19 protein-coding genes are annotated in these 19564 nt (G+C 70.8%); 6 read left to right on the top strand and 13 right to left on the bottom strand.

All coding sequences use genetic code 11. The annotated features are described in order from the left end of the window. Positions 1–107: 107 nt before the first annotated feature. Together ACIQFZ_RS03685 and ACIQFZ_RS03680 are read right to left on the bottom strand one after the other, a co-directional pair. Positions 108–1079, bottom strand: coding sequence for an aldose epimerase family protein (locus ACIQFZ_RS03685; protein ID WP_402690523.1), 972 nt, complete (start codon positions 1077–1079; stop codon positions 108–110). A 56-nt stretch (positions 1080–1135) separates the two neighbouring features. Then, positions 1136–2017, bottom strand: coding sequence for an SGNH/GDSL hydrolase family protein (locus ACIQFZ_RS03680; protein ID WP_402690522.1), 882 nt, complete (start codon positions 2015–2017; stop codon positions 1136–1138). A gap of 254 nt (positions 2018–2271) precedes the next feature. Here ACIQFZ_RS03680 and ACIQFZ_RS03675 point away from each other — a divergent pair, with 254 nt between their 5' ends. Next, complete coding sequence (locus tag ACIQFZ_RS03675) at positions 2272–2766, top strand: DUF3145 domain-containing protein (RefSeq protein WP_365418326.1); 495 nt, start codon at positions 2272–2274, stop codon at positions 2764–2766. A 113-nt stretch (positions 2767–2879) separates the two neighbouring features. On the opposite strand, the gene fabF is transcribed toward ACIQFZ_RS03675, so the two are convergent. The 5 genes from fabF to fasR all read right to left on the bottom strand — a co-directional run bounded on the left by fabF (position 2880) and on the right by fasR (position 7853). Next, positions 2880–4151, bottom strand: coding sequence for a beta-ketoacyl-ACP synthase II (fabF, locus tag ACIQFZ_RS03670; RefSeq protein WP_365418324.1), 1272 nt, complete (start codon positions 4149–4151; stop codon positions 2880–2882). An 86-nt stretch (positions 4152–4237) separates the two neighbouring features. After that, positions 4238–4486 (bottom strand): acyl carrier protein, encoded by a 249-nt coding sequence (locus tag ACIQFZ_RS03665; protein ID WP_003989952.1) that lies wholly within the window; start codon positions 4484–4486, stop codon positions 4238–4240. A 100-nt stretch (positions 4487–4586) separates the two neighbouring features. Continuing rightward, positions 4587–5618 (bottom strand): ketoacyl-ACP synthase III, encoded by a 1032-nt coding sequence (locus ACIQFZ_RS03660; RefSeq protein WP_402690521.1) that lies wholly within the window; start codon positions 5616–5618, stop codon positions 4587–4589. Positions 5619–5640: 22 nt separating this feature from the next. After that, the gene (locus ACIQFZ_RS03655) at positions 5641–6558 is read right to left on the bottom strand and encodes an ACP S-malonyltransferase (RefSeq protein ID WP_365418318.1); all 918 of its coding nucleotides are present in this window, start codon (positions 6556–6558) and stop codon (positions 5641–5643) included. An 89-nt stretch (positions 6559–6647) separates the two neighbouring features. Next, positions 6648–7853 (bottom strand): fatty acid biosynthesis transcriptional regulator FasR, encoded by a 1206-nt coding sequence (gene fasR, locus ACIQFZ_RS03650; protein ID WP_383056903.1) that lies wholly within the window; start codon positions 7851–7853, stop codon positions 6648–6650. Between the two features lie 101 nt (positions 7854–7954). Between fasR and ACIQFZ_RS03645 the strand changes: the two genes are divergently transcribed. Further along, the gene (locus tag ACIQFZ_RS03645; RefSeq protein WP_402690614.1) at positions 7955–8611 is read left to right on the top strand and encodes a pirin family protein; all 657 of its coding nucleotides are present in this window, start codon (positions 7955–7957) and stop codon (positions 8609–8611) included. Between the two features lie 33 nt (positions 8612–8644). Here ACIQFZ_RS03645 and ACIQFZ_RS03640 read toward each other — a convergent pair whose 3' ends face one another. From ACIQFZ_RS03640 to ACIQFZ_RS03630, 3 genes are all read right to left on the bottom strand, one after another. Further along, positions 8645–9739, bottom strand: coding sequence for a hypothetical protein (locus ACIQFZ_RS03640; RefSeq protein ID WP_402690520.1), 1095 nt, complete (start codon positions 9737–9739; stop codon positions 8645–8647). A gap of 1326 nt (positions 9740–11065) precedes the next feature. Next, complete coding sequence (locus tag ACIQFZ_RS03635) at positions 11066–11890, bottom strand: serine hydrolase domain-containing protein (protein ID WP_402690519.1); 825 nt, start codon at positions 11888–11890, stop codon at positions 11066–11068. A 19-nt stretch (positions 11891–11909) separates the two neighbouring features. Further along, complete coding sequence (locus tag ACIQFZ_RS03630; protein WP_365418309.1) at positions 11910–12380, bottom strand: GNAT family N-acetyltransferase; 471 nt, start codon at positions 12378–12380, stop codon at positions 11910–11912. 105 nt (positions 12381–12485) lie between these two features. On the opposite strand from ACIQFZ_RS03630, the gene ACIQFZ_RS03625 reads away from it, so the two are divergent. After that, on the top strand, positions 12486–12959 hold the full coding sequence (locus ACIQFZ_RS03625) for a MerR family transcriptional regulator (RefSeq protein ID WP_365418307.1): 474 nt from the start codon (positions 12486–12488) through the stop codon (positions 12957–12959). A gap of 103 nt (positions 12960–13062) precedes the next feature. Continuing rightward, the gene (locus ACIQFZ_RS03620; RefSeq protein ID WP_365418304.1) at positions 13063–14085 is read left to right on the top strand and encodes an aldo/keto reductase; all 1023 of its coding nucleotides are present in this window, start codon (positions 13063–13065) and stop codon (positions 14083–14085) included. A 76-nt stretch (positions 14086–14161) separates the two neighbouring features. Here the strand turns inward: ACIQFZ_RS03620 and ACIQFZ_RS03615 are convergent, their stop codons facing one another. From ACIQFZ_RS03615 to ACIQFZ_RS03605, 3 genes are all read right to left on the bottom strand, one after another. Further along, positions 14162–15016 (bottom strand): DUF4429 domain-containing protein, encoded by an 855-nt coding sequence (locus ACIQFZ_RS03615; protein WP_365418301.1) that lies wholly within the window; start codon positions 15014–15016, stop codon positions 14162–14164. Between the two features lie 67 nt (positions 15017–15083). After that, a complete protein-coding gene (locus tag ACIQFZ_RS03610; protein ID WP_383056898.1) occupies positions 15084–16301 on the bottom strand; it encodes an alpha/beta hydrolase in 1218 nt (405 codons plus the stop codon). A gap of 149 nt (positions 16302–16450) precedes the next feature. After that, positions 16451–17131, bottom strand: coding sequence for a TetR family transcriptional regulator (locus ACIQFZ_RS03605; RefSeq protein ID WP_383056897.1), 681 nt, complete (start codon positions 17129–17131; stop codon positions 16451–16453). Positions 17132–17270: 139 nt separating this feature from the next. Here ACIQFZ_RS03605 and ACIQFZ_RS03600 point away from each other — a divergent pair, with 139 nt between their 5' ends. Together ACIQFZ_RS03600 and ACIQFZ_RS03595 are read left to right on the top strand one after the other, a co-directional pair. Beyond that, positions 17271–18890, top strand: coding sequence for an MFS transporter (locus ACIQFZ_RS03600; RefSeq protein ID WP_402690518.1), 1620 nt, complete (start codon positions 17271–17273; stop codon positions 18888–18890). 235 nt (positions 18891–19125) lie between these two features. Next, positions 19126–19464 (top strand): small hydrophobic protein, encoded by a 339-nt coding sequence (locus ACIQFZ_RS03595; protein WP_376650903.1) that lies wholly within the window; start codon positions 19126–19128, stop codon positions 19462–19464. Positions 19465–19564: the final 100 nt, after the last annotated feature.

Here is a 19564-nt window from a genome sequence, read left to right as displayed (position 1 = left end):
CCGGCCGGCTTCTCCCTCAGGCGGTTAACGTCGGGTCCGGGCCGAGTCTGCCCACCGGCAGCCCCGGTCCGGGACCTGACCCCTGGGCCGGGGCTGGGCCGGCGCGCTCAGCGCGCCGAGAAGCCGTACACCGTCCGCGAGCGGAAGACCTCGCCCGGCCTGAGCTCGGTGCTCGGGAAGCCGGGGCGGTTGGGGGAGTCCGGGAAGTGCTGGGTCTCCAGGGCGATCCCGTCGCCCGGGGCGAAGGGGGCGGGGAGATGGTCGCCGGTGTAGAGCTGGAGGCCCGGCTCGGTCGTCGCCACCGTCAGGACCCGGCCGCTCGCCGGATCGTGCAGCTCGGCGACCTGCACCGGCTCGTCCGTGACGCCCTTGTCGAGGACCAGGTTGTGGTCGTAGCCGGAGCCCACCTCCCGCGTCTCCCGGAAGTCGAAGCGGGTGCCCGCCACCTCGTCGAGGGCACCGGTCGGGATCAGATCCTCGTCCACCGGCGTGTACTGGGAGGCGGCGAGCCGCAGTTCGTGCTTGCCCGCGCCGCCGAAGCCGCCGAGGTTCCAGTACGAGTGGCTGGTGAGGTTGACGACGGTCGGCGCGTCGGTGACCGCCGTGTAGGCGAGGTGCAGGGCGCCCGCCTCGTCCAGGGTGTACGTCACCGAGACCTCCAGGCGGCCCGGGAAGCCCTCCTCGCCGTGCGGGCTGACCCGGCTGAGGCGTACACCGTGCTCGACCGGCGCCGCCTCCCACATCCGCTTGTCGAAGCCGCCGTCACCGCCGTGCAGCGTGTTTCCGCCCTCGTTCTGCTCCAGCGCGTACGTCCGCCCGTCCAGCGGGAAGCGGCCCCCGGCGATCCGGTTGGCGTACCGCCCGATCAGCGCGCCGAGGAACGGCTCGGGGTGGGCCAGATAGCCGTCCAGGCCGGGGAACCCCAGCACCACGCCCGCCGTGCGCCCGTCCCGGTCAGGGACCTCCACCGACTGCACGATCCCGCCGTACGACAGCACCCGTACCCGCACCCCGGCCCGCTCCAGCGTCCAGCGGTGCACCTCGGTGCCGTCGGCCAGCGTGCCGAAGAGTTCGCTCATGGGGAAAACCCTAAGTCCTGTCGTCAGGAGGCATTCAGGGGCTCTGCAGGGGCCTTTCAGGGGGTCTTCGCGGTGACGGTCCGGTAGGCGATCTCGGCGATCCGGGCCTGGCCGTTGCGGCTGGGGTGGAACCAGTCCCAGTGGCTGAGCTGGTCGGTGCCGAAGCGGTAGTCGAAGACCGCGTTGTTGTCGAAGCGGCAGCGGTGGTCCTTCGCGCAGACCTCCTTCAGCACCCCGTTGTACGACCGCACCCGGGCCTGCACCGTGTCGCGCCGCTTGGTGGCCGCCGCGTCCAGCGCGTCGGCGTTGCCCAGCATGGACGGGCAGATGCCGAGCTTCCAGATCTGCTTGCCGAGCGCGTTCGTCCGGCCCTCGGACCACAGCCGCTTCAGGTCCGGCACGCTGGAGACGTACACCTGTGTCTTGGGCAGGGCCTGACGCAGTGTGTCCATCGCGGCCTCGAGCTCGGCCCGGAAGACCGCCACCGGCGTCATCGCGTCCAGGGAGTCACGGCAGGCGTCGTTGGCTCCGGCCATCACCGTCACCAACTGCGGCTTCTTCTGCGCGGCCTGCGCCATCTGGCTGTTCAGATCGGCCATCCGGGACCCGGTCACCGCGAAGTTCCAGCTGCGCTGGGCCGCCCCGGTCAACCCGAGCAGCCGCACCGCCAGGCTGTTGACCGACGCGTCGCTGCCCGTCGCCCAGGACACCTCCGGGCAGTCCGTCAGCACCATGCAGGAGTCGAAGCCGCGGGTGATGGAGTCGCCGACCGCGGCGATCGAGTCCGGGCTGGTGTTCCAGACGGGTGGCGGTGCCGCGGGCGGGCGGGAGGCTCCGGCCCCGGCCTCCAGTCCGACGGCGTTGCAGCCCGCCGTGGCCAGTACGGCCGCCGCCACGACGGCGTGAGCGGCCCGGGTACGGTGACGTCGTTTCCGCATGCCCTGGTGATCCCCTCGATCGTCGTGAAGTGCTCCCCTCCATGAGAACGCGCGAGGGTTCCCGCCCCCACTCGAGTGGGGGCTCGCACCCGTACAAGCGTCCCCCTGGGTGAATGGAGGGCGTTTCCTGGCACTGGGACCGACGGTACGTCACACTCCTTGCCCCGTCTCACGGTAGCCTCGCCATCAACGTGGCCTCAACGCCACCGCTGTCCGCCCGCCCGCACCATGTCCCGCTCTGTCCGGAGGTCCCGGTGACGACACGTGGAGTTCTGTACGTGCACTCCGCGCCGCGCGCGCTGTGCCCGCACGTCGAGTGGGCCGTCGCCGGGGTGCTCGGTACGCGCGTCAGCCTGGACTGGATCCGGCAGCCCGCCTCGCCCGGCACCTGGCGCTCGGAGTTCTCCTGGCAGGGCCAGCCCGGCACCGCCTCCAAACTCGCCTCCGCGCTGCGCGGCTGGCAACTGCTGCGCTTCGAGGTCACCGCCGAGCCCTGCACCACCGCCGAGGGCGAGCGCTACAGCTGCACCCCCGACCTCGGCATCTTCCACGCCGTCACCGGCATCCACGGCGACATCCTCATCCCCGAGGACCGGCTGCGCGCCGCCCTGCTGCGCTCCCAGCGCGGCGAGACCGACCTGGAGGCCGAACTCGCCAAGCTCCTGGGCAAGCCCTGGGACGACGAGTTGGAGCCGTTCCGCTATGCGGGTGAAGGCGCCCCCGTCCGCTGGCTGCACCAGGTGGTCTGACGGCTTCGGACCACTCCCGGATCCGAGGCTCCCACAACGACGACGCTCCTTGCAGAGCCGAAGGGCCCCCACCGATCGGTGGGGGCCCTTCGGACATCCGCTGCCGGGCGTTCTCAGACCGTCCGGAACGCCAGCACCACGTTGTGCCCGCCGAAGCCGAACGAGTCGTTCAGCGCGGCGATACGGCCCTCGGCGGGCAGCTTGCGCGCCTCCCCGCGGACCACGTCCGCGTTCGCCTCGGCCTCGGGGTCGATGTTCTCGACGTTGATGGTCGGCGGAGCCACCCGGTGGTACAGCGCCAGCACCGTGGCCACCGACTCCACACCGCCCGCGCCACCGAGCAGGTGGCCGATCATCGACTTGGTAGCGGAGACCGCGATGTGGTCGGCGTGGTCGCCGAAGACCTTGCGCAGCGCCTTCAGCTCGGCGATGTCACCCGCCGGCGTCGAGGTGGCGTGCGCGTTCACGTGCACGATCTCCGCCGGGTCCAGGCCGGTGCTGTCGAGCAGGTGCTGCAGGGCGTGCGAGATGCCCCGGCCCTCCGGCTCCGGCTGGACGATGTCGTGGGAGTCGGCGGAGATGCCCTGGCCGACCGCCTCCGCGTAGACGCGGGCACCGCGCTTGGCGGCGTGCTCGGCGGACTCCAGGACGAGCACACCCGCGCCCTCGCCGAGGACGAAGCCGTCCCGGTCGACGTCGTAGGGGCGCGAGGCGCCCTCGGGGTCCTCGTTGTTCTTCGACATCGCCATCATGTTGCCGAACGCGGCGATGGGCAGCGGGTGGATCGCCGCCTCCGTACCGCCGGCGACGACGACGTCGGCACGGCCGGTGCGGATCATCTCGATGGCGTAGCCGATGGCCTCGGCACCCGAGGCACACGCGGAGACCGGCGTGTGCACGCCCGCGCGGGCGCCCACGAGCAGGCCCACGTTGGCCGAGGGGCCGTTCGGCATCAGCATGGGGACGGTGTGCGGGGAGACGCGGCGGACGCCCTTCTCCTTCAGCACGTCGTACTGGTCCAGCAGGGTGGTCACGCCGCCGATGCCGGAGGCGACGACCGTGCCGAGCCGGTCCGGGTCGACGGAGCCGTCCTCACCGGCCTTGCCGGTGAAACCGGCGTCCTTCCAGGCCTCCTGGGCCGCGATCAGCGCGAACTGCGCCGAGCGGTCCAGACGGCGGGCCTGCGGCCGCGGGATGACCTCGGTCGGCTCCACGGCCACCGGAGCGGCGATACGGACGGCCTGGTCGGCCGCCCACTCCTGGGTCAGGGGCTTCACGCCGGACTTGCCGGCGACCAGGCCCTCCCAGGTAGAAGCTACGTCGCCACCCAGCGGTGTGGTTGCGCCGATACCGGTGACGACCACGGTGCGATTGGTCGAGCTCACGGGAATTCTTTCTCCAACGGAACGAGGATTCGTACGGCGCCACCGCCGGGTGGCGGGGCAGTCAGCCCAAGGCTGTGATCGGTCGATCAGCCCTGGTGCTTGAGGATGTAGTCGGTCGCGTCGCCGACCGTCTTGAGGTTCTTGACGTCCTCGTCGGGGATCTTGACGTCGAAGCGCTCTTCGGCGGCGACGACGACCTCGACCATGGACAGCGAGTCGACGTCCAGGTCGTCGGTGAAGGACTTGTCCAGCTGGACGTCCTCGACCGGGATCCCGGCGATCTCGTTCACGATCTCCGCGAGACCGGCGACGATCTCTTCCTGAGTGGCGGCCATGTCGGCGCTCCTTCGTAGATTTCCAGAGGGTGTGGCGCCCACCGCGTCAGCGGCAGGGGTGTGCGGTCCCGCACCGGAAGCATGATCCGGCACGGAGTGCCTAGGGGAGGGTAACGACCGTCGCGGCGTACACGAGACCCGCCCCGAAGCCGATGACGAGCGCGGTGTCGCCGCTCTTCGCCTCGCCGGTCGCCAGGAGCCGCTCCATCGCGAGCGGGATCGAGGCGGCCGAGGTGTTGCCGGTGGTGCGGATGTCACGGGCGACCATGACGTGCTCCGGCAGCTTGAGCGTCTTCACCATCGAGTCGATGATCCGCACGTTGGCCTGGTGAGGGATGAAGACGTCCAGTTCGTCCGGGGTGATCCCGGCCGCGTCCAGCGCCTGCTGGGCGACCTTCGCCATCTCGAACACGGCCCAGCGGAACACCGCCTGGCCTTCCTGCGTGATCGCGGGGAACTTGACGTTGCCCTCGCTGTCCACGGGAAGCTCGGACACGTCGCCGCTGTGGAAGCGGTCCCACGGCACGGTCTGCTTGATGGTCTCGGCCTTGTCGCCCTCCGAGCCCCACACGGTCGGGCCGATCGCGGGCTCCTGCGAGGGGCCGACCACGACCGCGCCCGCTCCGTCGCCGAAGAGGAAGGCCGTGGCCCGGTCCTCCAGGTCGGTCAGGTCGGAGAGCCGCTCCACGCCGATGACCAGCACGTACTCCGCCGAGCCCTCGACGATCATGCCCTTGGCCAGGGTGAGGCCGTAGCCGAAGCCGGCGCAGCCCGCCGAGATGTCGAAGGCGGCCGCCTTGTCCGTGCCGAGCTTGTCCGCGATCTCGGTGGCGATGGCCGGGGTCTGGCTGAAGTGCGAGACCGTCGAGACGACCACCGCGCCGATCTGCGAGGCGTCGATCCCGGCGTCCGCGATCGCCTTGCCGGAGGCCTCGATCGACATCGCCGCGACGGTCTCCTCGGGCGACGCCCAGTGCCGGGTCTCGATGCCCGAGCGCGAGCGGATCCACTCGTCGGACGAGTCGATCCGCTCAAGGATCACCTCGTTGGGCACCACGCGTGTGGGCCGGTACCCGCCCACACCGAGGATGCGCGCGTACGGGGCACCCTTGCTGGGCTTGATCTTCGACATGCTCGTCGGCTCCTTAAAGGCGTCAGGCGCTCGCGTGCTCAGCGATGAGCTCGCGGGCCGCGTCGAGGTCGTCGGGGGTCTTCAGCGCCAGCGTCTTCACGCCGGGCAGCGCGCGCTTGGCCAGACCGGTCAGGGTGCCGCCGGGGCACACCTCGATCAGGGCGGTGGCGCCCAGCTCCTTGAAGGTCTCCATGCACAGGTCCCAGCGGACCGGGTTGGCGACCTGTCCGACCAGCCGCTCGACGACCTCGTCGCCGCTGTGCACGGCCCGGCCGTCCTTGTTGGAGACGTAGATGACCTTCGGGTCGACGGGCGAGAGCGACTTGGCGGCCTCCGCCAGCCTCTCGACCGCGGGGGCCATGTGGTGCGTGTGGAAGGCGCCGGCCACCTTCAGCGGGACGACCTTGCGCACGCCCTCGGGCTTGTCCTCGTTCAGCGCGGCGAGCTGCTCCATGGTGCCGGCGGCCACGATCTGGCCCGCGCCGTTGACGTTCGCCGGGGTCAGGCCCAGCTTGCCCAGGTGCGCGGTGGACACGTCCGGGTCGCCGCCCAGCAGCGCGGACATGCCCGTCTCGGTGATCGCGGCGGCCTCGGCCATGGCCTGGCCCCGGCGGCGGACCAGGGTCAGCGCGGCGGTGTCCTCCAGGACGCCCGCGAACGCGGCGGCGGTGATCTCGCCGACGCTGTGGCCCGCGACCACATCCGCGCCGGTGTCACCCAGTGCCGCGGCCGACAGGAGCCCGGCGGCGACCAGCAGCGGCTGGGCCACCGCGGTGTCGCGGATCGCGTCCGCGTCGGCCTGCGTGCCGTAGTGCACGAGGTCCAGGCCGATGACGTCGGACCAGGCGGCCACACGGTCGGCGGCGCCGGGCAGTTCGAGCCAGGGAGTCAGGAAGCCGGGCGTCTGGGCGCCTTGGCCGGGAGCGACGAGTACGAGCACTCTCACACTCTCTCTTGGGGACGGCCGCGGCCGCCCGTGGGGACAGGGACGAAGAACGGCAAGGGGTTTTGTGGGCCCCCGACAAAAGCCTAGGCCTGGGGATCTCCGTCGGCCAGACGCCCCAGGATCAGTGCGATCCGCAGGGTGAACGCGGATCGTACATCGGAGGGTGACCAACCGGTGACGTCAGTCACACGTCGGAGCCGGTAGCGCACGGTGTTCGGGTGAACGAAGAGCATCCTGGCCGCGCCTTCCAGACTGCTCGCCTGCTCCAGATAGACGCTGAGAGTTTCCAGCAGCGCGGAGCCGGCCTCCTCCAGCGGTCTGTAGATCTCCTCTACCAACTGCTCCCGAGCACCCGGGTCGCCGGCGATGGCGCGCTCCGGCAGCAGATCGTCCGCCAGCACCGGCCGCGGCGCGTCCTGCCAGGCGGAACACGCCTTCAGCCCGGCCGCGGCGGCCTGCGCGGACCGGGTCGCGGCCAGCAGATCCGACACGACCGGCCCCGCGACGACCGGCCCGGCGGCGAAGGGCCCGATCAGCGACTTGGCCACCGCCAGCGGGTTGTCGCTCCCGCCCGCGATCACCACCAGCCGGTCCCCGAGCACCCCGGTGAGCACCTGGAGCTTGGCGTGCCGGGCGGCCCGCCGGATGGCCTCCACGGTCAGCTCGGAGTCCCCGTCGGGCGCGGTCCCGAGCACCACGCACACGTGTTCGGGGGAGTTCCAGCCCAGGGCGGCGGCCCGCGACACGGCCCCCTCGTCGGCCTCCCCGCTGAGCACCGCGTTGACGACCAGGGACTCCAGCCGGGCGTCCCAGGCACCGCGTGCCTCGGCGGCCTGCGCGTAGACCTGGGCGGTGGCGAAGGCGATCTCGCGGGCGTAGACGAGCAGCGCCTCCCGGAGCACGGACTCGTCCCCCGGCGCCGCCACCTCGTCGATGGCCGACTCCATGACCTCGATCGTGGTGCGCACCATCTCCACGGTCTGCCGCAGCGTGATCGCCCGTGTCAGTTCGCGCGGCGCGGTCCCGAACACATCGGTGGAGATCGCCTGGGGCGCGTCCGGGTGCCGGAACCATTCGGTGAAGGCGGCGATGCCCGCCTGGGCGACCAGCCCGATCCACGAACGGTTCTCCGGGGGCATCGCCCGGTACCACGGCAGCGTCTCGTCCATCCGCGCGATCGCCTGCGCGGCCAGCGACCCGGAGGACTTCTCCAGTCTTTTCAGGGTCGCGGAGTGCGGATGGACGGAGTGGGCCGCGGCTTCGGCCTGGCGGGATTCGGGTTCGGGCACGGGGACAAGACTGCCTCATCCGGACGTGCGTGCGTGTCGCCGGGTCGGGGCTGGGCTGCTCCGGCCCGTCACGGCCGGGGACTACGGTGGTCCGCGTGACGATGGAAGTACGGCGCGCGGCAGAGCGCTACGAGGGCGGCGAGCCGGCTGCCGGAATCACCTCCCGGCACGCCTTCTCCTTCGGTCCGCACTACGACCCGGACAACCTCCGCTTCGGTGCGATGATCGCCTGCAACGAGGAACACCTGGCCCCCGGCGCCGGTTTCGACGAGCACCGGCACAGCCACACCGAGATCGTCACCTGGGTCGTCGAGGGCGAGCTGACCCATCGCGACTCCACAGGACACGAGACGGTGGTCCGCCCCGGCGACGTGCAGCGCCTGAGCTCCGCGGGCGGCGTCCACCATGTGGAGCGCAACGCGGGCCCCGCCCCCCTGACCTTCGTCCAGACCTGGCTGGCCCCCCTGGAACCCGGCGGCATCCCCTGCTACGAACTCGTCCACGGCATCGCCGACTCCACCCCCTACGCCATCCCGGAGGCCGGCGCCATGCTCCACGTACGCCGCCTCGCGGCGGGGGAGCGGACGGCGATCCCGGACGCGGCATACGCGTACGTCCACGTCGTACGCGGCGAAGTACGCCTGGGCGCCGAAAAGTTGGGCCCAGGAGACGCGGCCCGCATCACATCCGCCAGAGACATCGAGACGCTGGCACTGACCAACGCGGAGCTGCTGATGTGGGAGATGGCCGGCCGATGAGCCGCGGTGACGCTCTGGCTGCCGGAGTGACCACTACAACGTGTTGGCACGGTGACAGGCGAACAACTCCTCCGTGCCGCCCATGAGGTGGCGAAGGAAGTTCCGGTCCTCCGTCACGTCGGCACGCATCTTCCGCCAGCTGTGCAGGGGCCAGAACGCCCGGTCCTCGATCCACGGCACCACGGTGGACTCTTCGTCGAGCCAGCCCCGCAGGTCGGCTGTGCCGACGGGATCGGGCAGCCCCCGTTGTGGTCGCCTGTCCGAGCCCGGTGCGCGCACCGCCAGCACGGCGTCGGGCTGGGTGTCCGGCCGGGCGTGAGCGGGGAACAGCACCAGCACCGGTGCCCCGTCACAGGGATCGTGGACGAGGACGTACGGCCTCACCACGGAGATGGGAGCCCTGGCCGCCCGAACAAGCCTGCGGACGTCGGCGAGTCCGTGGGACGCGGCATGCCTCGCGCACCCGACCACCGTGACACTGCCCACTGCCCCCGCCATGATCACAATGGCGCCCGTTCCACTGCCGGACCGCCACAGCAGCAGTGCCAGGAGAAGAAGGATCGACCCCAGCAGCACTCCTTCCAGCTGGGACAACTCCCGCAAGGTGCGCACCCGCCACCAAGGCACCGCGCGTACGTCGGCTTCACGTCGGGGGCGAGGGTCCGGCGACGGCACGGAGGTGCGCCGGACCAGTTCCGTCCATGCGGCGTAGGAGAGATCCACGGACTTCTCGGTATCGGCCGGCGGCTGCTCGGCCATGCCGACACTCAAACCGGTGGCCGACCACGGATCGCCGGTCGTACGAACTCTTCGGGCAGTACGTCGCTGGGCAGCGCGGCGGGCATATCGGACACCGCCCCCGATCCCGGAGCCGACCAGGACCAGAAATCCGCTGAGGAACAGCCCGTCGTTGACAGTGTTCGCGGGAGTGCCGTCGAGATCGGCGTTGTAGAGATCTCCCTTCCACGGACCGTACGAGACGACGAACCCGGTCTCGAAGTTCCGCAGGATCGGATCCCGGTCGGGGTCGCACTGGAACGGCCCGCGACGCTCGCTCCCGCTCCACGGATCCTCCCAGACCACGGTGCAGCGCCCCGACGCGTCCTCCTGGACCACGGTCAGCTCCACTTGTGGATCCCGCTCCGCTGCCACGGACCCGGCGATGCCCAAGCCCAGGACCACGGCGCCCAACAGCGCGACCCACAGGAAGAATGGACGACGACGGTCGGACGGATCAGGCGTCGCACTCGTTACGGCCGGACCTGCCGAGGGCACCTGCGGCTGCCGGGGCACGGCACGCTCCAACAGCCCGGAGGAAACGGCCACGCGCAGGTCGTCCTCTCGTCGGCCCCGCCGGGTCGGCCGCGCCCACACCAACGCCCCACCTGGCTGCGCGACGACTCCGCCCTGGGAAGGATCCCCGCACCACCACAGCACACCGGAAGCCGTCGGCCACGCCAGGTGGTGGCGCTGACGAACAGCCACCACGGTCAGTGCCCATAGCTCGCCAGTGTCAGGTGCCCTCAGAACAAGACGCGTTGGACTTGCACCCATCGCCTGCGCGACCACGGGGCAGGCGACCCAGGGGCCTCTGGACAGCAGCTTCCGCATGCGCCCGGCGACGCGCAGGGAGTCGGCTCCGATGGCTGTGACGGTCAGCCCGCCTCCTGCAATGTACGGGGTCAGTGAGCCCAGCCATCCAGCTCCCACCAAGCCGTCGACCACTGCGGCGGCCAAAGCGACCATCAGAGCACCAAGCCCGATGAACAGCAGCCGTGCCGCGCGTCGCCGGTACTCGGCCAGGAAATGACGGGTGGTTCCGAAGCCCAGAGCAGTTGCCGGGACATTCGGAACCGGCGCTTTCGGAGTCAAAGCCCCTCCAGGCGAGCTCGAGGTGCCCGACGGCCGCAGAACCAGTTGGCGTTATTTCGCTGTCGCCAAATCTTGCCCATGCCGAATCCAACAGCCATCACAGCCACCCCCGGTCAATGTTAGCCAGAAGACGTTGACATTGACACCGGCCAAGAAAGGGACGAGTTTGGCAGGCAGCCTTGTTGCATCCCAGAAAAAGAGCGTAAGCAGGGTAAATGTGAGCAGGGCGCCTATAGCGGGTATGCCGGCAGGTGGTGGCGGTCCCATGGTGGTTGGTCGGGCGTTGGCGTGTTCTGGCTGGCTTTACTCTTCTACCTGATCAACCGCGGATACGGTCGGGCGCTCCTCACCATATGGTTTTCCGCACCTTTGTCAGCTGCAGATCGATACCGCGGGCCGAGGCCACTCGGATCGAGAAAAGACGCCATCGGACGCGCAGCGGCGAGCGGTGGGATTTGTGCGTCGTTCGGATCCATGGGCGGTCACTCTGTCCCCCGGAGCCTTTACCGGCAAAAGGAGTGACAACGACTTGGTGCCGGGCCATGCGCCTGCGTGGTCTTCAGGGCGCCCCGTGGGCTGTTCTCAGACGGCGCGCAGTTCCGCCAGTACCGCGTCCGTGAACGGTGGCCAGGACTCGATGGCCCAGGGGCCGAAGGCGCGGTCGGTCAGGGCCACGCAGGAGACGCCCGCGGCCGGGTCGATCCACAGGAACGTGCCGGACTGGCCGAAGTGGCCGAAGGTGCGGGGGGAGGAGGAAGCGCCCGTCCAGTGGGGGGACTTGGAGTCGCGGATCTCGAAGCCGAGGCCCCAGTCGTTGGGGTTCTGGTGGCCGTAGCCCGGCAGGACGCCCTTGGTGCCGGGGTACTGCACCGTCATCGCCTCCGCGACCGTGCGCGGGTCCAGCAGGCGCGGGGCCTGGATCTCGGCGGCGAAGCGGAGTAGGTCGTCGACCGTGGACACCCCGTCCTTCGCCGGGGAGCCCTCCAGGGTCGTCCGCGTCATGCCCAGCGGGGCCAGGACCGCCTGGCGCAGGTACTCGGCGAACGGGATGTCCGTGGCCTTGGCCACATGGTCGCCGAGCTGCTCGAAGCCGGCGTTGGAGTAGAGCCGCCGCTCGCCGGGCGGGGAGGTCACCCGGTGTTCGTCGAAGGCCAGGCCCGAGGTGTGGGCGAGCAGATGGCGGACGGTCGCGCCGGGCGGACCGGCCGGCGCGTCCAGCTCGATCGCGCCCTCCTCGTAGGCGACGAGCACCGCGTACGCCGCCAGCGGCTTGGTGACCGAGGCCAGCGGAAAGGGCCGCGCGGTCGGGCCGTGGGTGCCCAGGACCGTGCCGTCCGCGCGGACCACGCCCGCCGCCGCGGTGGGGACCGGCCAGTTCTCGATCGACGCCAGGGAGTTCAACGACATGACGTCGAGCCTATGCGGCTCACAGGCGCAGCCGCATCGAGGGGTCCGGCTTGCGCACGAAGCCCAGCTCGGCGTAGAGCGGCTCGGCCTCGGCGGACGCGTTGAGGTCGACCTGCGCCGCGCCCTGTTCCCGGAACCAGTCCAGCAGCGACTCCATGCACGCGCGCGCGTACCCGCGGCGCCGGGCGTCCGGATCGGTCGCGACGCTGAAGACGTGTCCGACCCGCCCGTGCGGATTGTCCGCCCGCCCGATCCGGTACTCCAGCGTCCCGGCCACCAGCGCGGCCAGCGCCCCCGGCCGCTCGGGGTGATCCACGACGAACGCCGCGAAGCCGCCGTCCGGATCGGCGAGCCGGGCCTTCAGGACCGGCAGGGACTCGGGGTGCCAGCCGGTGGAGGGGTCGGTGCCGTGGACCGAGTCGATCATCACCTGGCGCAGTCGCAGCACTTCCGCGGCGTCCCCGGGCTCAGCACGTCGTACGAGACTCATGTCCGGCACGCTAGTCACCGCGCCCGCCCCGCGTCGCGCGCATTTCTCGCCGCCCTGCCGGGTTCCGCTTGCTTGGAGTGCACTCCAAGGCCATAGCGTGGGGCCATGACGGTGACGCAGACCACGGCCGTGACCATCGAGGTGACCGAGGAAGCCCCCACCGGCGCCGACCTCTGCTCCGCCCCACCCCGGCGGCACCCGCGCGCCGACGGGCAGGACGGCTACACGATCAGCGAGGTCGTCGCCTTCACCGGGCTGACGGCACACACCCTGCGCTGGTACGAGCGGATCGGCTTGATGCCCCACGTCGACCGCTCGCACACGGGCCAGCGCCGGTACACCAACCGCGACCTCGACTGGCTCGACCTGGTCGGCAAGCTCCGGCTGACCGGGATGCCGGTCGCCGACATGGTCCGGTACGCCGAGCTGGTGCGTGCGGGCGAGAGCACCTACGGCGACCGGCACGCGCTGCTGGAGGCGACCCGCCGGGACGTCCTGGCCCGGATCGCCGAACTGCGGGACACGCTCGCGGTACTGGACCGCAAGATCAGTTTCTACGCGGACGCCGGACGCCACTGAGCTGCGGACGCCACTGAGCTGCGGACGCCGCTGGACCGCGGACGCCGCTCAGATGCCGGACGCCACCGAGAAGCGGACGCCCCTGAGAAGCGGAGACAACGCGATGACCGAAAGCAGGATCCCGACCGTACGGCTGGGCGAGGACGGACCGGAGGTCGGCGTACAGGGCCTCGGATGCATGGGTATGAGCTTCGCCTACGGCCCCGCGGACGCGGGGGAGTCCCGCGCCACCCTGGAGCGGGCCCTGGAACTGGGCGTGACCCTCTACGACACGGCGGACGCCTACGGGCAGGGCGAGAACGAGCGGTTCCTCGCCCCGTTCCTCAAGGCGCACCGGGACGAGGTCGTGATCGCCACCAAGTTCGCCCTGTCGATCCCGCCGGACGAGCCGGCCAAGCGGATCATCCGCAACGACCCGCCCTACATACGGCAGGCCGTCGAGGCGAGCCTGGAGCGCCTGGACGTCGATGCGATCGACCTCTACTACATGCACCGCCGCGACGTGAACGTCCCGATCGAGGAGAGCGTCGGGACCATGGCCGACCTGGTGCGCGAGGGCAAGGTGAAGCACCTGGGCCTGAGCGAGGTCACGGCCGACGAGCTGCGGGCCGCGCAGGCCGTGCATCCGATCGCCGCCGTGCAGTCGGAGTGGTCGCTGTTCAGCCGCGACATCGAGACGCACGTGGTGCCCGCGGCGCGCGATCTCGGCGTGGCGCTGGTGCCGTACTCGCCGCTCGGACGGGGCTTTCTGACCGGTGGGTTCGTCGACGCCGAGAAGGAGCTGACCGGCGACGACTTCCGCCGCACCATGCCCCGCTTCCAGGGGGAGAACGCGGTGGCCAACGCCGCCCTGCTGGAGCCGATCCGCACGGTCGCGAAGGCCCACGGAGCCTCGCTCGCGCAGATCGCCCTGGCCTGGGTGCAGCAGCGGTCGTCCGTGCACGGTCTCCCGGTCGTCCAGATTCCCGGCACCCGCAAGCCGAGCCGGGTGGAGGAGAACGTGGCGGCGACGCGGATCGTGCTCACCGAGGAAGAGCTGGCGCTGCTGGAGCCGATCGCCGCGAAGGTGTCGGGCACGCGTTACGCCGACATGTCGTTCACGTCGCGGGGCCGGGAGCGGCGGTGACCGTCCGCCGCCGGGTGCGGCCGGGCGGAAGCCCGCCCGTGCCGCGCCGGCGGCACGGGCGCCCCTGGCCGGGCCGCTACAGCTCGGCCAGGAGTTCCGCCTTCTTCAGCGAGAACTCCTCGTCGGTCACCAGCCCCGCCTGATGCAGCTCCCCGAGGTGGCGGATCCGCTCCGCGATGTCCGCGGGGTCGCGGCGCGGGGCCGGCACCGGCACCGGCATCGCCGGGCCCGCTGCCCGCACCGCGGCCAGTACGGCCGCGGCGAACGGCAGTGACTCGTGCACGGGACCGTACCCGAGCCCGAACACCACCGCGGCCGGATCCTGATCCGGCTGCGGCGACTGCGCGGGGGCGCCCGGATCGCGCGGCAGCAGCCGCAGATGCCCCTCGAACGCCTCGGGCGAGCGCCACTCCACCCCGCCCATGTCGGCTACGGGGAAGCTCTGGTCGCCGGCCTTCCACTTGGCCGAGGAGGCTCCCGTCCACGACCACCGGAACCGCACCGCCGTACCGTCGAAGGACGCCTTCCCGTCGTACGCCTTGAACTGCTGGGGGGCCTCCGGTGCCGCCACCAGGTGACGGTCGACCGGTCCGCTCGCGGAGAGGCGGGCGCGCAGTTCCTCGGCGTAGTACTCGGCCAGCGTCTCCCGCTCGGCGGGCAGCACCAGCCGATACGGGTCGCACCCCTCCTTGAGTTGCCCGTCGGCCGCCTCCATGAGTGGATCGGCGCCCGGTCTGGGCTCGGCACGCAGGACCACGGTGCCACGTCGGCCCGCGGTGAGCGTCACGCCCGCGAGTGCCGCCAGCGGGATTCGGCGGGCACCGAGGGCCTGGAAGAGCTTGGGTGTTCGAATCCCCCGTTCGTAGCGGATGAGCACGGAATCGGACTCGAACTCCCAGGCAGCGTGAAATCCGGCCAGTACGTCACCCATGCGGCTCATCGTAGGGGGCGCAAAGCTCCTTCGTCCCTCCCCAGGCAGACCGCAGTTCCTGCTGTCTCTACGCGCGTCCGGCCCCTGTCGTGCCGGACAAATCCGCCCGGCATCCGTCATCGTCATGTGCGCACCGCACCGACCCGTACGAGCCGACCCCGATCTCGGCGAAGTTCGCCAGGCTGTCGGTGCCCGGCTCGAAGTAGCCGGCGTGGCCCTTGGCACCCCGTGCCGACAGCACCCGTGCCCCGAACGCCGCGGAGACCGGGTCGGCGCCGTGGCCGAGGCCGCCGAGTTCGAGGTAGGGCACGTCCTGGATCCAGTCGGTGGCGTCCCGCATCGCCCACACCCGGGCGGAGGTGTGCAGGTGGGAGGCGCTGCGCACCCGCATGCCGGGGCTGGCGGCCACCGCTATGTCGGACACCCGCTGCGGCAGCGCCCGCGCGGCGACGCCGCACACCACCGACCCGTAGCTGTGGCAGAACAGCGAGACGGACGCGTCGCCGGGCAGTCCCCGCAGCAGCTTGTTCAGTCGCACCGCGCCCTCCTCGGCGCGCATCGCCGTGGCCGCGTCCACGCCGAGCCCGCTGGGCGCGGTGTAGTCGGCCCAGGCGATCACGGCCGTACGGGTCGAGGGGGCCGCCGTGCGCTCGGCCGCGTACAGCGACTTCGCCATGCCGTACGGCGCCGAGTACGGGCGGTAGGTCTTCCGGAAGGTGACCAGGTCCGTGTCGACGCCGGGGACGACGACGGAGACCCGCTCGGCCCTGCCCAGGTCGCCGAAGACCTCGGCGACCCGGCCCGAGCCCTCGGGATCGAAGGCCAGGATCTGCCGGTCCTTCGCCATCAGCGAGGTGTAGCGCTCCATGCGGCGGCCCGCGTCCTGCTGACCGACCGGTGAGAGCCGGCTGTCGTGCATGCGGGCCAGCTCGACCTTGCGCGCCCGGTGGAGCGCGATGCGGTTGGCCTGGTAGCGCAGCCGGACCGGGGCGCCGTCCATGTTGCCGACCGCGAGCGGGTAGCGATGGGCGAGCCGGCCGCGGTCCTGCGCGCCGAGCGAGGCGAAGAAGCGCCGCAGCAGGGTGGGGGAGGCGTCCGCGTCCGGCAACCGGTGCCCGTGCAGGCGGCCGTGGTCCCAGGAGGTCAGCGAAGCCTGGAGGGCGGTGGTCCCGCGATGGTCGCGCACCGCGGTCCAGCCGGTGGTGGCCAGCATCACGAAGACCACGGCCAGCGCGAGCAGTGCGCGCCAGACGTTGAGTTGTGGGGAGGTGTCGAAGGAAGTCACTGGGAGGACACACTAGGAGAACGAGACGGTCTCGCGTTAACCGAGTGACAGGTATCACGTTTCGAGCAGTGTGACGGTGACCGCAGCCGGTGAGCGTGTCCAAGATCGGTTCGGCGTACGGCAGTTCAAGATCGGCGGAATGTCCGGACTCAAGACCGAGGGTTCGTACGCCAGTTCCCGGTGAGCGCGGGGCCCACCTGATCGAGGTGCGCGGCGGTGAGTTCCCGCATGGCCTCCTGGCCGGCGTCCTCGCGCGTGCTCCACTGACGGCTCGTCACCCGCATCACCGCGCCGAACACGGCCACCGCCAGCCGTGGCCGCGGATCGGCGTCCACGTCGAGGCCCTCGCGCTCGGCGAGCAGCCGGGCGATCTGCTCCTCGGTCTCCGCCGAACGGCGCAGATGCTCGGCGAGCAGCGCCGGCGTCGACTCGATCACCCGGAACATGCGCAGGTACAGCTCCACGGGTACGACGCTCCCCACGGCGTCGCTGATCGTGTCCCAGCCCTCCAGCAGGCCCCGGCGCAGCACCTCCAGCGGAGCCTCGCCGGGCGGGCGGGCGCGCAGCGAGTCGACGAAGTGCGCCTCCACGATCTCCTGCACGGCGAAGGCGGCTTCCTCCTTGTTGGGGAAGTAGCGGAAGAAGGTGCGCTGGGAGACGTCGACGGCCTCGGCGATCTCGTCGACCGTCGTCCGTTCGTACCCCTGGGTGGTGAAAAGTTCCAGCGCCGCCCGCAGCAGCGCGTCGCGGGTGCGCCGCTTCTTGCGTTCCCGCAGGCCCGGCCGTGCTGCCGTCCGTGGCGCCGTCCTGGGGGTCCCCGCCGTCTCCATGGACTTCGGACCTCTTTCCCGCACCGCTACCCCGAACGCGAACTGTTTCCTCTGATCAGACTATAGGGGAGTGACACGTCAGTTACCGACTTGTGAATTGGTTTGTCGTTTGTCAGTAACTGTCATTAGCCTCGAATCCATGACTAGTCAGACCACCATCGACACGACGGGGCCGGGGGACAAAGCCCCAGCGGGCCCATCGGACCCCACGCCGGCCAAGGGGCTGCGCGGGCACCCGTGGGTCACCCTGATCACCGTCGCCGTAGGGGTCATGATGGTGGCCCTCGACGGCACCATCGTGGCCATCGCCAACCCGGCCATCGGGGACGATCTGGGCGTCACCTTCGCCGATGTGCAGTGGATCACCAACGCCTACTTCCTCGCCCTCGCGGTCTCCCTGATCACCGCGGGCAAGCTCGGTGACCGCTTCGGGCACCGGCAGACCTTCCTCATCGGCGTGACCGGCTTCGCCGCTGCCTCCGGGGCCATCGGGCTGTCCCACACCCTCGCCATGGTCGTCACCTTCCGGGTTGTCCAGGGTCTGTTCGGCGCGCTGCTGATGCCGGCCGCACTCGGCCTGCTGCGGGCCACTTTCCCGGCCGAGAAGCTGAACATGGCCATCGGCATCTGGGGCATGGTCATCGGTGCCTCCACCGCCGGCGGCCCGATCCTCGGCGGTGTGCTCGTCGAGCACGTCAACTGGCAGTCGGTGTTCTTCATCAACGTGCCCGTCGGCGTCCTCGCCCTGATCCTGGGCCTGCTGATTCTGCTCGACCACCGCGCCGAGAACGCGCCGCACTCCTTCGACATCCCCGGCATCGTGCTGCTCTCCGGCGCGATGTTCTGCCTGGTGTGGGCCCTGATCAAGGCTCCGGCCTGGGGCTGGGGCGACGGTACGACGTGGGCGTTCATCGCCGCGTCCGTGCTCGGCTTCGCCACCTTCGCCTTCTGGGAGACGAAGGTGAAGGAGCCGCTGATCCCGCTGGCGCTGTTCCGCTCGGTCCCGCTGTCCGCGGGTGTGGTGCTCATGGTGCTGATGGCCATCGCGTTCATGGGCGGCCTGTTCTTCGTCACCTTCTACCTCCAGAAGGTGCACGGGATGAGCCCGATCGAGGCGGGTACGCACCTCCTCCCGCTCACCGGCATGATGATCGTCGGCTCTCCGCTCGCGGGCTTCATGATCACCAAGGTGGGTCCGCGCATCCCGCTGGCGAGCGGCATGGCCGCCACCGCGCTCGCCATGTACGGCATGTCGACGCTCGAGACGGGCACCAGCAGCCTCACCATGTCGCTCTGGTTCGCCCTGCTCGGCCTCGGCCTCGCCCCCGTCATGGTCGGCGCCACCGAGGTCATCGTCGGCAACGCGCCTTTGGAGCTGTCCGGGGTGGCCGGCGGTCTCCAGCAGTCCGCCATGCAGATCGGCGGCAGCCTCGGTACGGCCGTGCTGGGCGCCGTGATGGCCTCCAAGGTCAACAACGACCTGGCCGGCAACTGGAAGGACGCGGGGCTCCCGCCGCTCACACCGGCCCAACTGGACCAGGCCTCCGAGACCGTCCAAGTCGGCGCGGCGCCGGTGCCGCAGGGCGCGCCCGAGACGATCGCCACGAAGATCACCACCGTCGCGCACGACACCTTCATCTCCGGCATGAGCCTCGCCTCCCTCGTCGCCGCCGCGATCGCGGCCGTGGCCGTCCTGGTGGCGCTGCTCACCAAGCGCGGGGAGAACGCGGAGGCGGGCGCGGGCGTCGGTCACATCTGAGGACGCCTTCGATCGGCGGAGTTCGCCCGTCAGGGTGACTCCGCCGAATATCCCTCGCCTTCGGTCCGCACCGCAGGTGACAGTAGGTCAAGTCCTCCGCAGGGGACGGGGGGAGAAGCGGCCGCGGCGCGCTGCCGGAGGGGGCAGCGCGCGGGCGGCTTCGGCGGCCGGAGCCGGGGTACCCGCACATACGAACCCAACGGAACTCCAACGCGACGGGTGTCACAGGGAGTTGATGATGGCGGGCTTCGGATGCGGAACGCGGGGGTACCCCCGTTCGCGCAGCCGGACGTGGCAGCGATGGGGGTCCCCCCTGCTGGAGCGAAGCCGAGAGCTCGGGGGAAGGCCGGACCGCGCGACACTCGGGATCATCTGCGCGATCGCCGGCTTCTTCGCGCTGGGCATCATCCTCGGCCCGGCGGCGGTCGTCTGCGGCCGGCTCTCGATGGGCCGCACCTGGACGGGCGGCCGCTCGCTTCCGGCCCTGGTCGCCGTGGTCCTGGGCGCCATCGACACACTCCTGGCCGTCGTCTGGCCGGCCCAAGCGGCAACCCCGGGCAACGGCGTGTTCTGACACCGGAAAAGGGAGGGCAGCGGGCCGACGGCCCGCTGCCCTCCCTTTTCCGGCTTCTCCGGCTCTAGTGCCCCAACAGGCAGCGTTCGCTCCGTCGCGA

This window comes from Streptomyces sp. NPDC093064, assembly GCF_044754605.1.
In the GTDB taxonomy this organism is placed as follows: Bacteria; Actinomycetota; Actinomycetes; order Streptomycetales; family Streptomycetaceae; genus Streptomyces.
This window is presented reverse-complemented; position numbering and strand designations above follow the sequence as displayed.

What these genes read in the sequence shown, in the direction of transcription:
- ACIQFZ_RS03685 (WP_402690523.1), bottom strand. Translation starts at nt 1,079, where the DNA reads ATGAGCGAACTCTTCGGCACGCTGGCCGACGGCACCGAGGTGCACCGC.
- ACIQFZ_RS03680 (WP_402690522.1), bottom strand. Translation starts at nt 2,017, where the DNA reads ATGCGGAAACGACGTCACCGTACCCGGGCCGCTCACGCCGTCGTGGCG.
- ACIQFZ_RS03665 (WP_003989952.1), bottom strand. Translation starts at nt 4,486, where the DNA reads ATGGCCGCCACTCAGGAAGAGATCGTCGCCGGTCTCGCGGAGATCGTG.
- ACIQFZ_RS03660 (WP_402690521.1), bottom strand. Translation starts at nt 5,618, where the DNA reads ATGTCGAAGATCAAGCCCAGCAAGGGTGCCCCGTACGCGCGCATCCTC.
- ACIQFZ_RS03645 (WP_402690614.1), top strand. Translation starts at nt 7,955, where the DNA reads ATGGAAGTACGGCGCGCGGCAGAGCGCTACGAGGGCGGCGAGCCGGCT.
- ACIQFZ_RS03635 (WP_402690519.1), bottom strand. Translation starts at nt 11,890, where the DNA reads ATGTCGTTGAACTCCCTGGCGTCGATCGAGAACTGGCCGGTCCCCACC.
- ACIQFZ_RS03630 (WP_365418309.1), bottom strand. Translation starts at nt 12,380, where the DNA reads ATGAGTCTCGTACGACGTGCTGAGCCCGGGGACGCCGCGGAAGTGCTG.
- ACIQFZ_RS03625 (WP_365418307.1), top strand. Translation starts at nt 12,486, where the DNA reads ATGACGGTGACGCAGACCACGGCCGTGACCATCGAGGTGACCGAGGAA.
- ACIQFZ_RS03620 (WP_365418304.1), top strand. Translation starts at nt 13,063, where the DNA reads ATGACCGAAAGCAGGATCCCGACCGTACGGCTGGGCGAGGACGGACCG.
- ACIQFZ_RS03615 (WP_365418301.1), bottom strand. Translation starts at nt 15,016, where the DNA reads ATGGGTGACGTACTGGCCGGATTTCACGCTGCCTGGGAGTTCGAGTCC.
- ACIQFZ_RS03605 (WP_383056897.1), bottom strand. Translation starts at nt 17,131, where the DNA reads ATGGAGACGGCGGGGACCCCCAGGACGGCGCCACGGACGGCAGCACGG.
- ACIQFZ_RS03600 (WP_402690518.1), top strand. Translation starts at nt 17,271, where the DNA reads ATGACTAGTCAGACCACCATCGACACGACGGGGCCGGGGGACAAAGCC.
- ACIQFZ_RS03595 (WP_376650903.1), top strand. Translation starts at nt 19,126, where the DNA reads ATGATGGCGGGCTTCGGATGCGGAACGCGGGGGTACCCCCGTTCGCGC.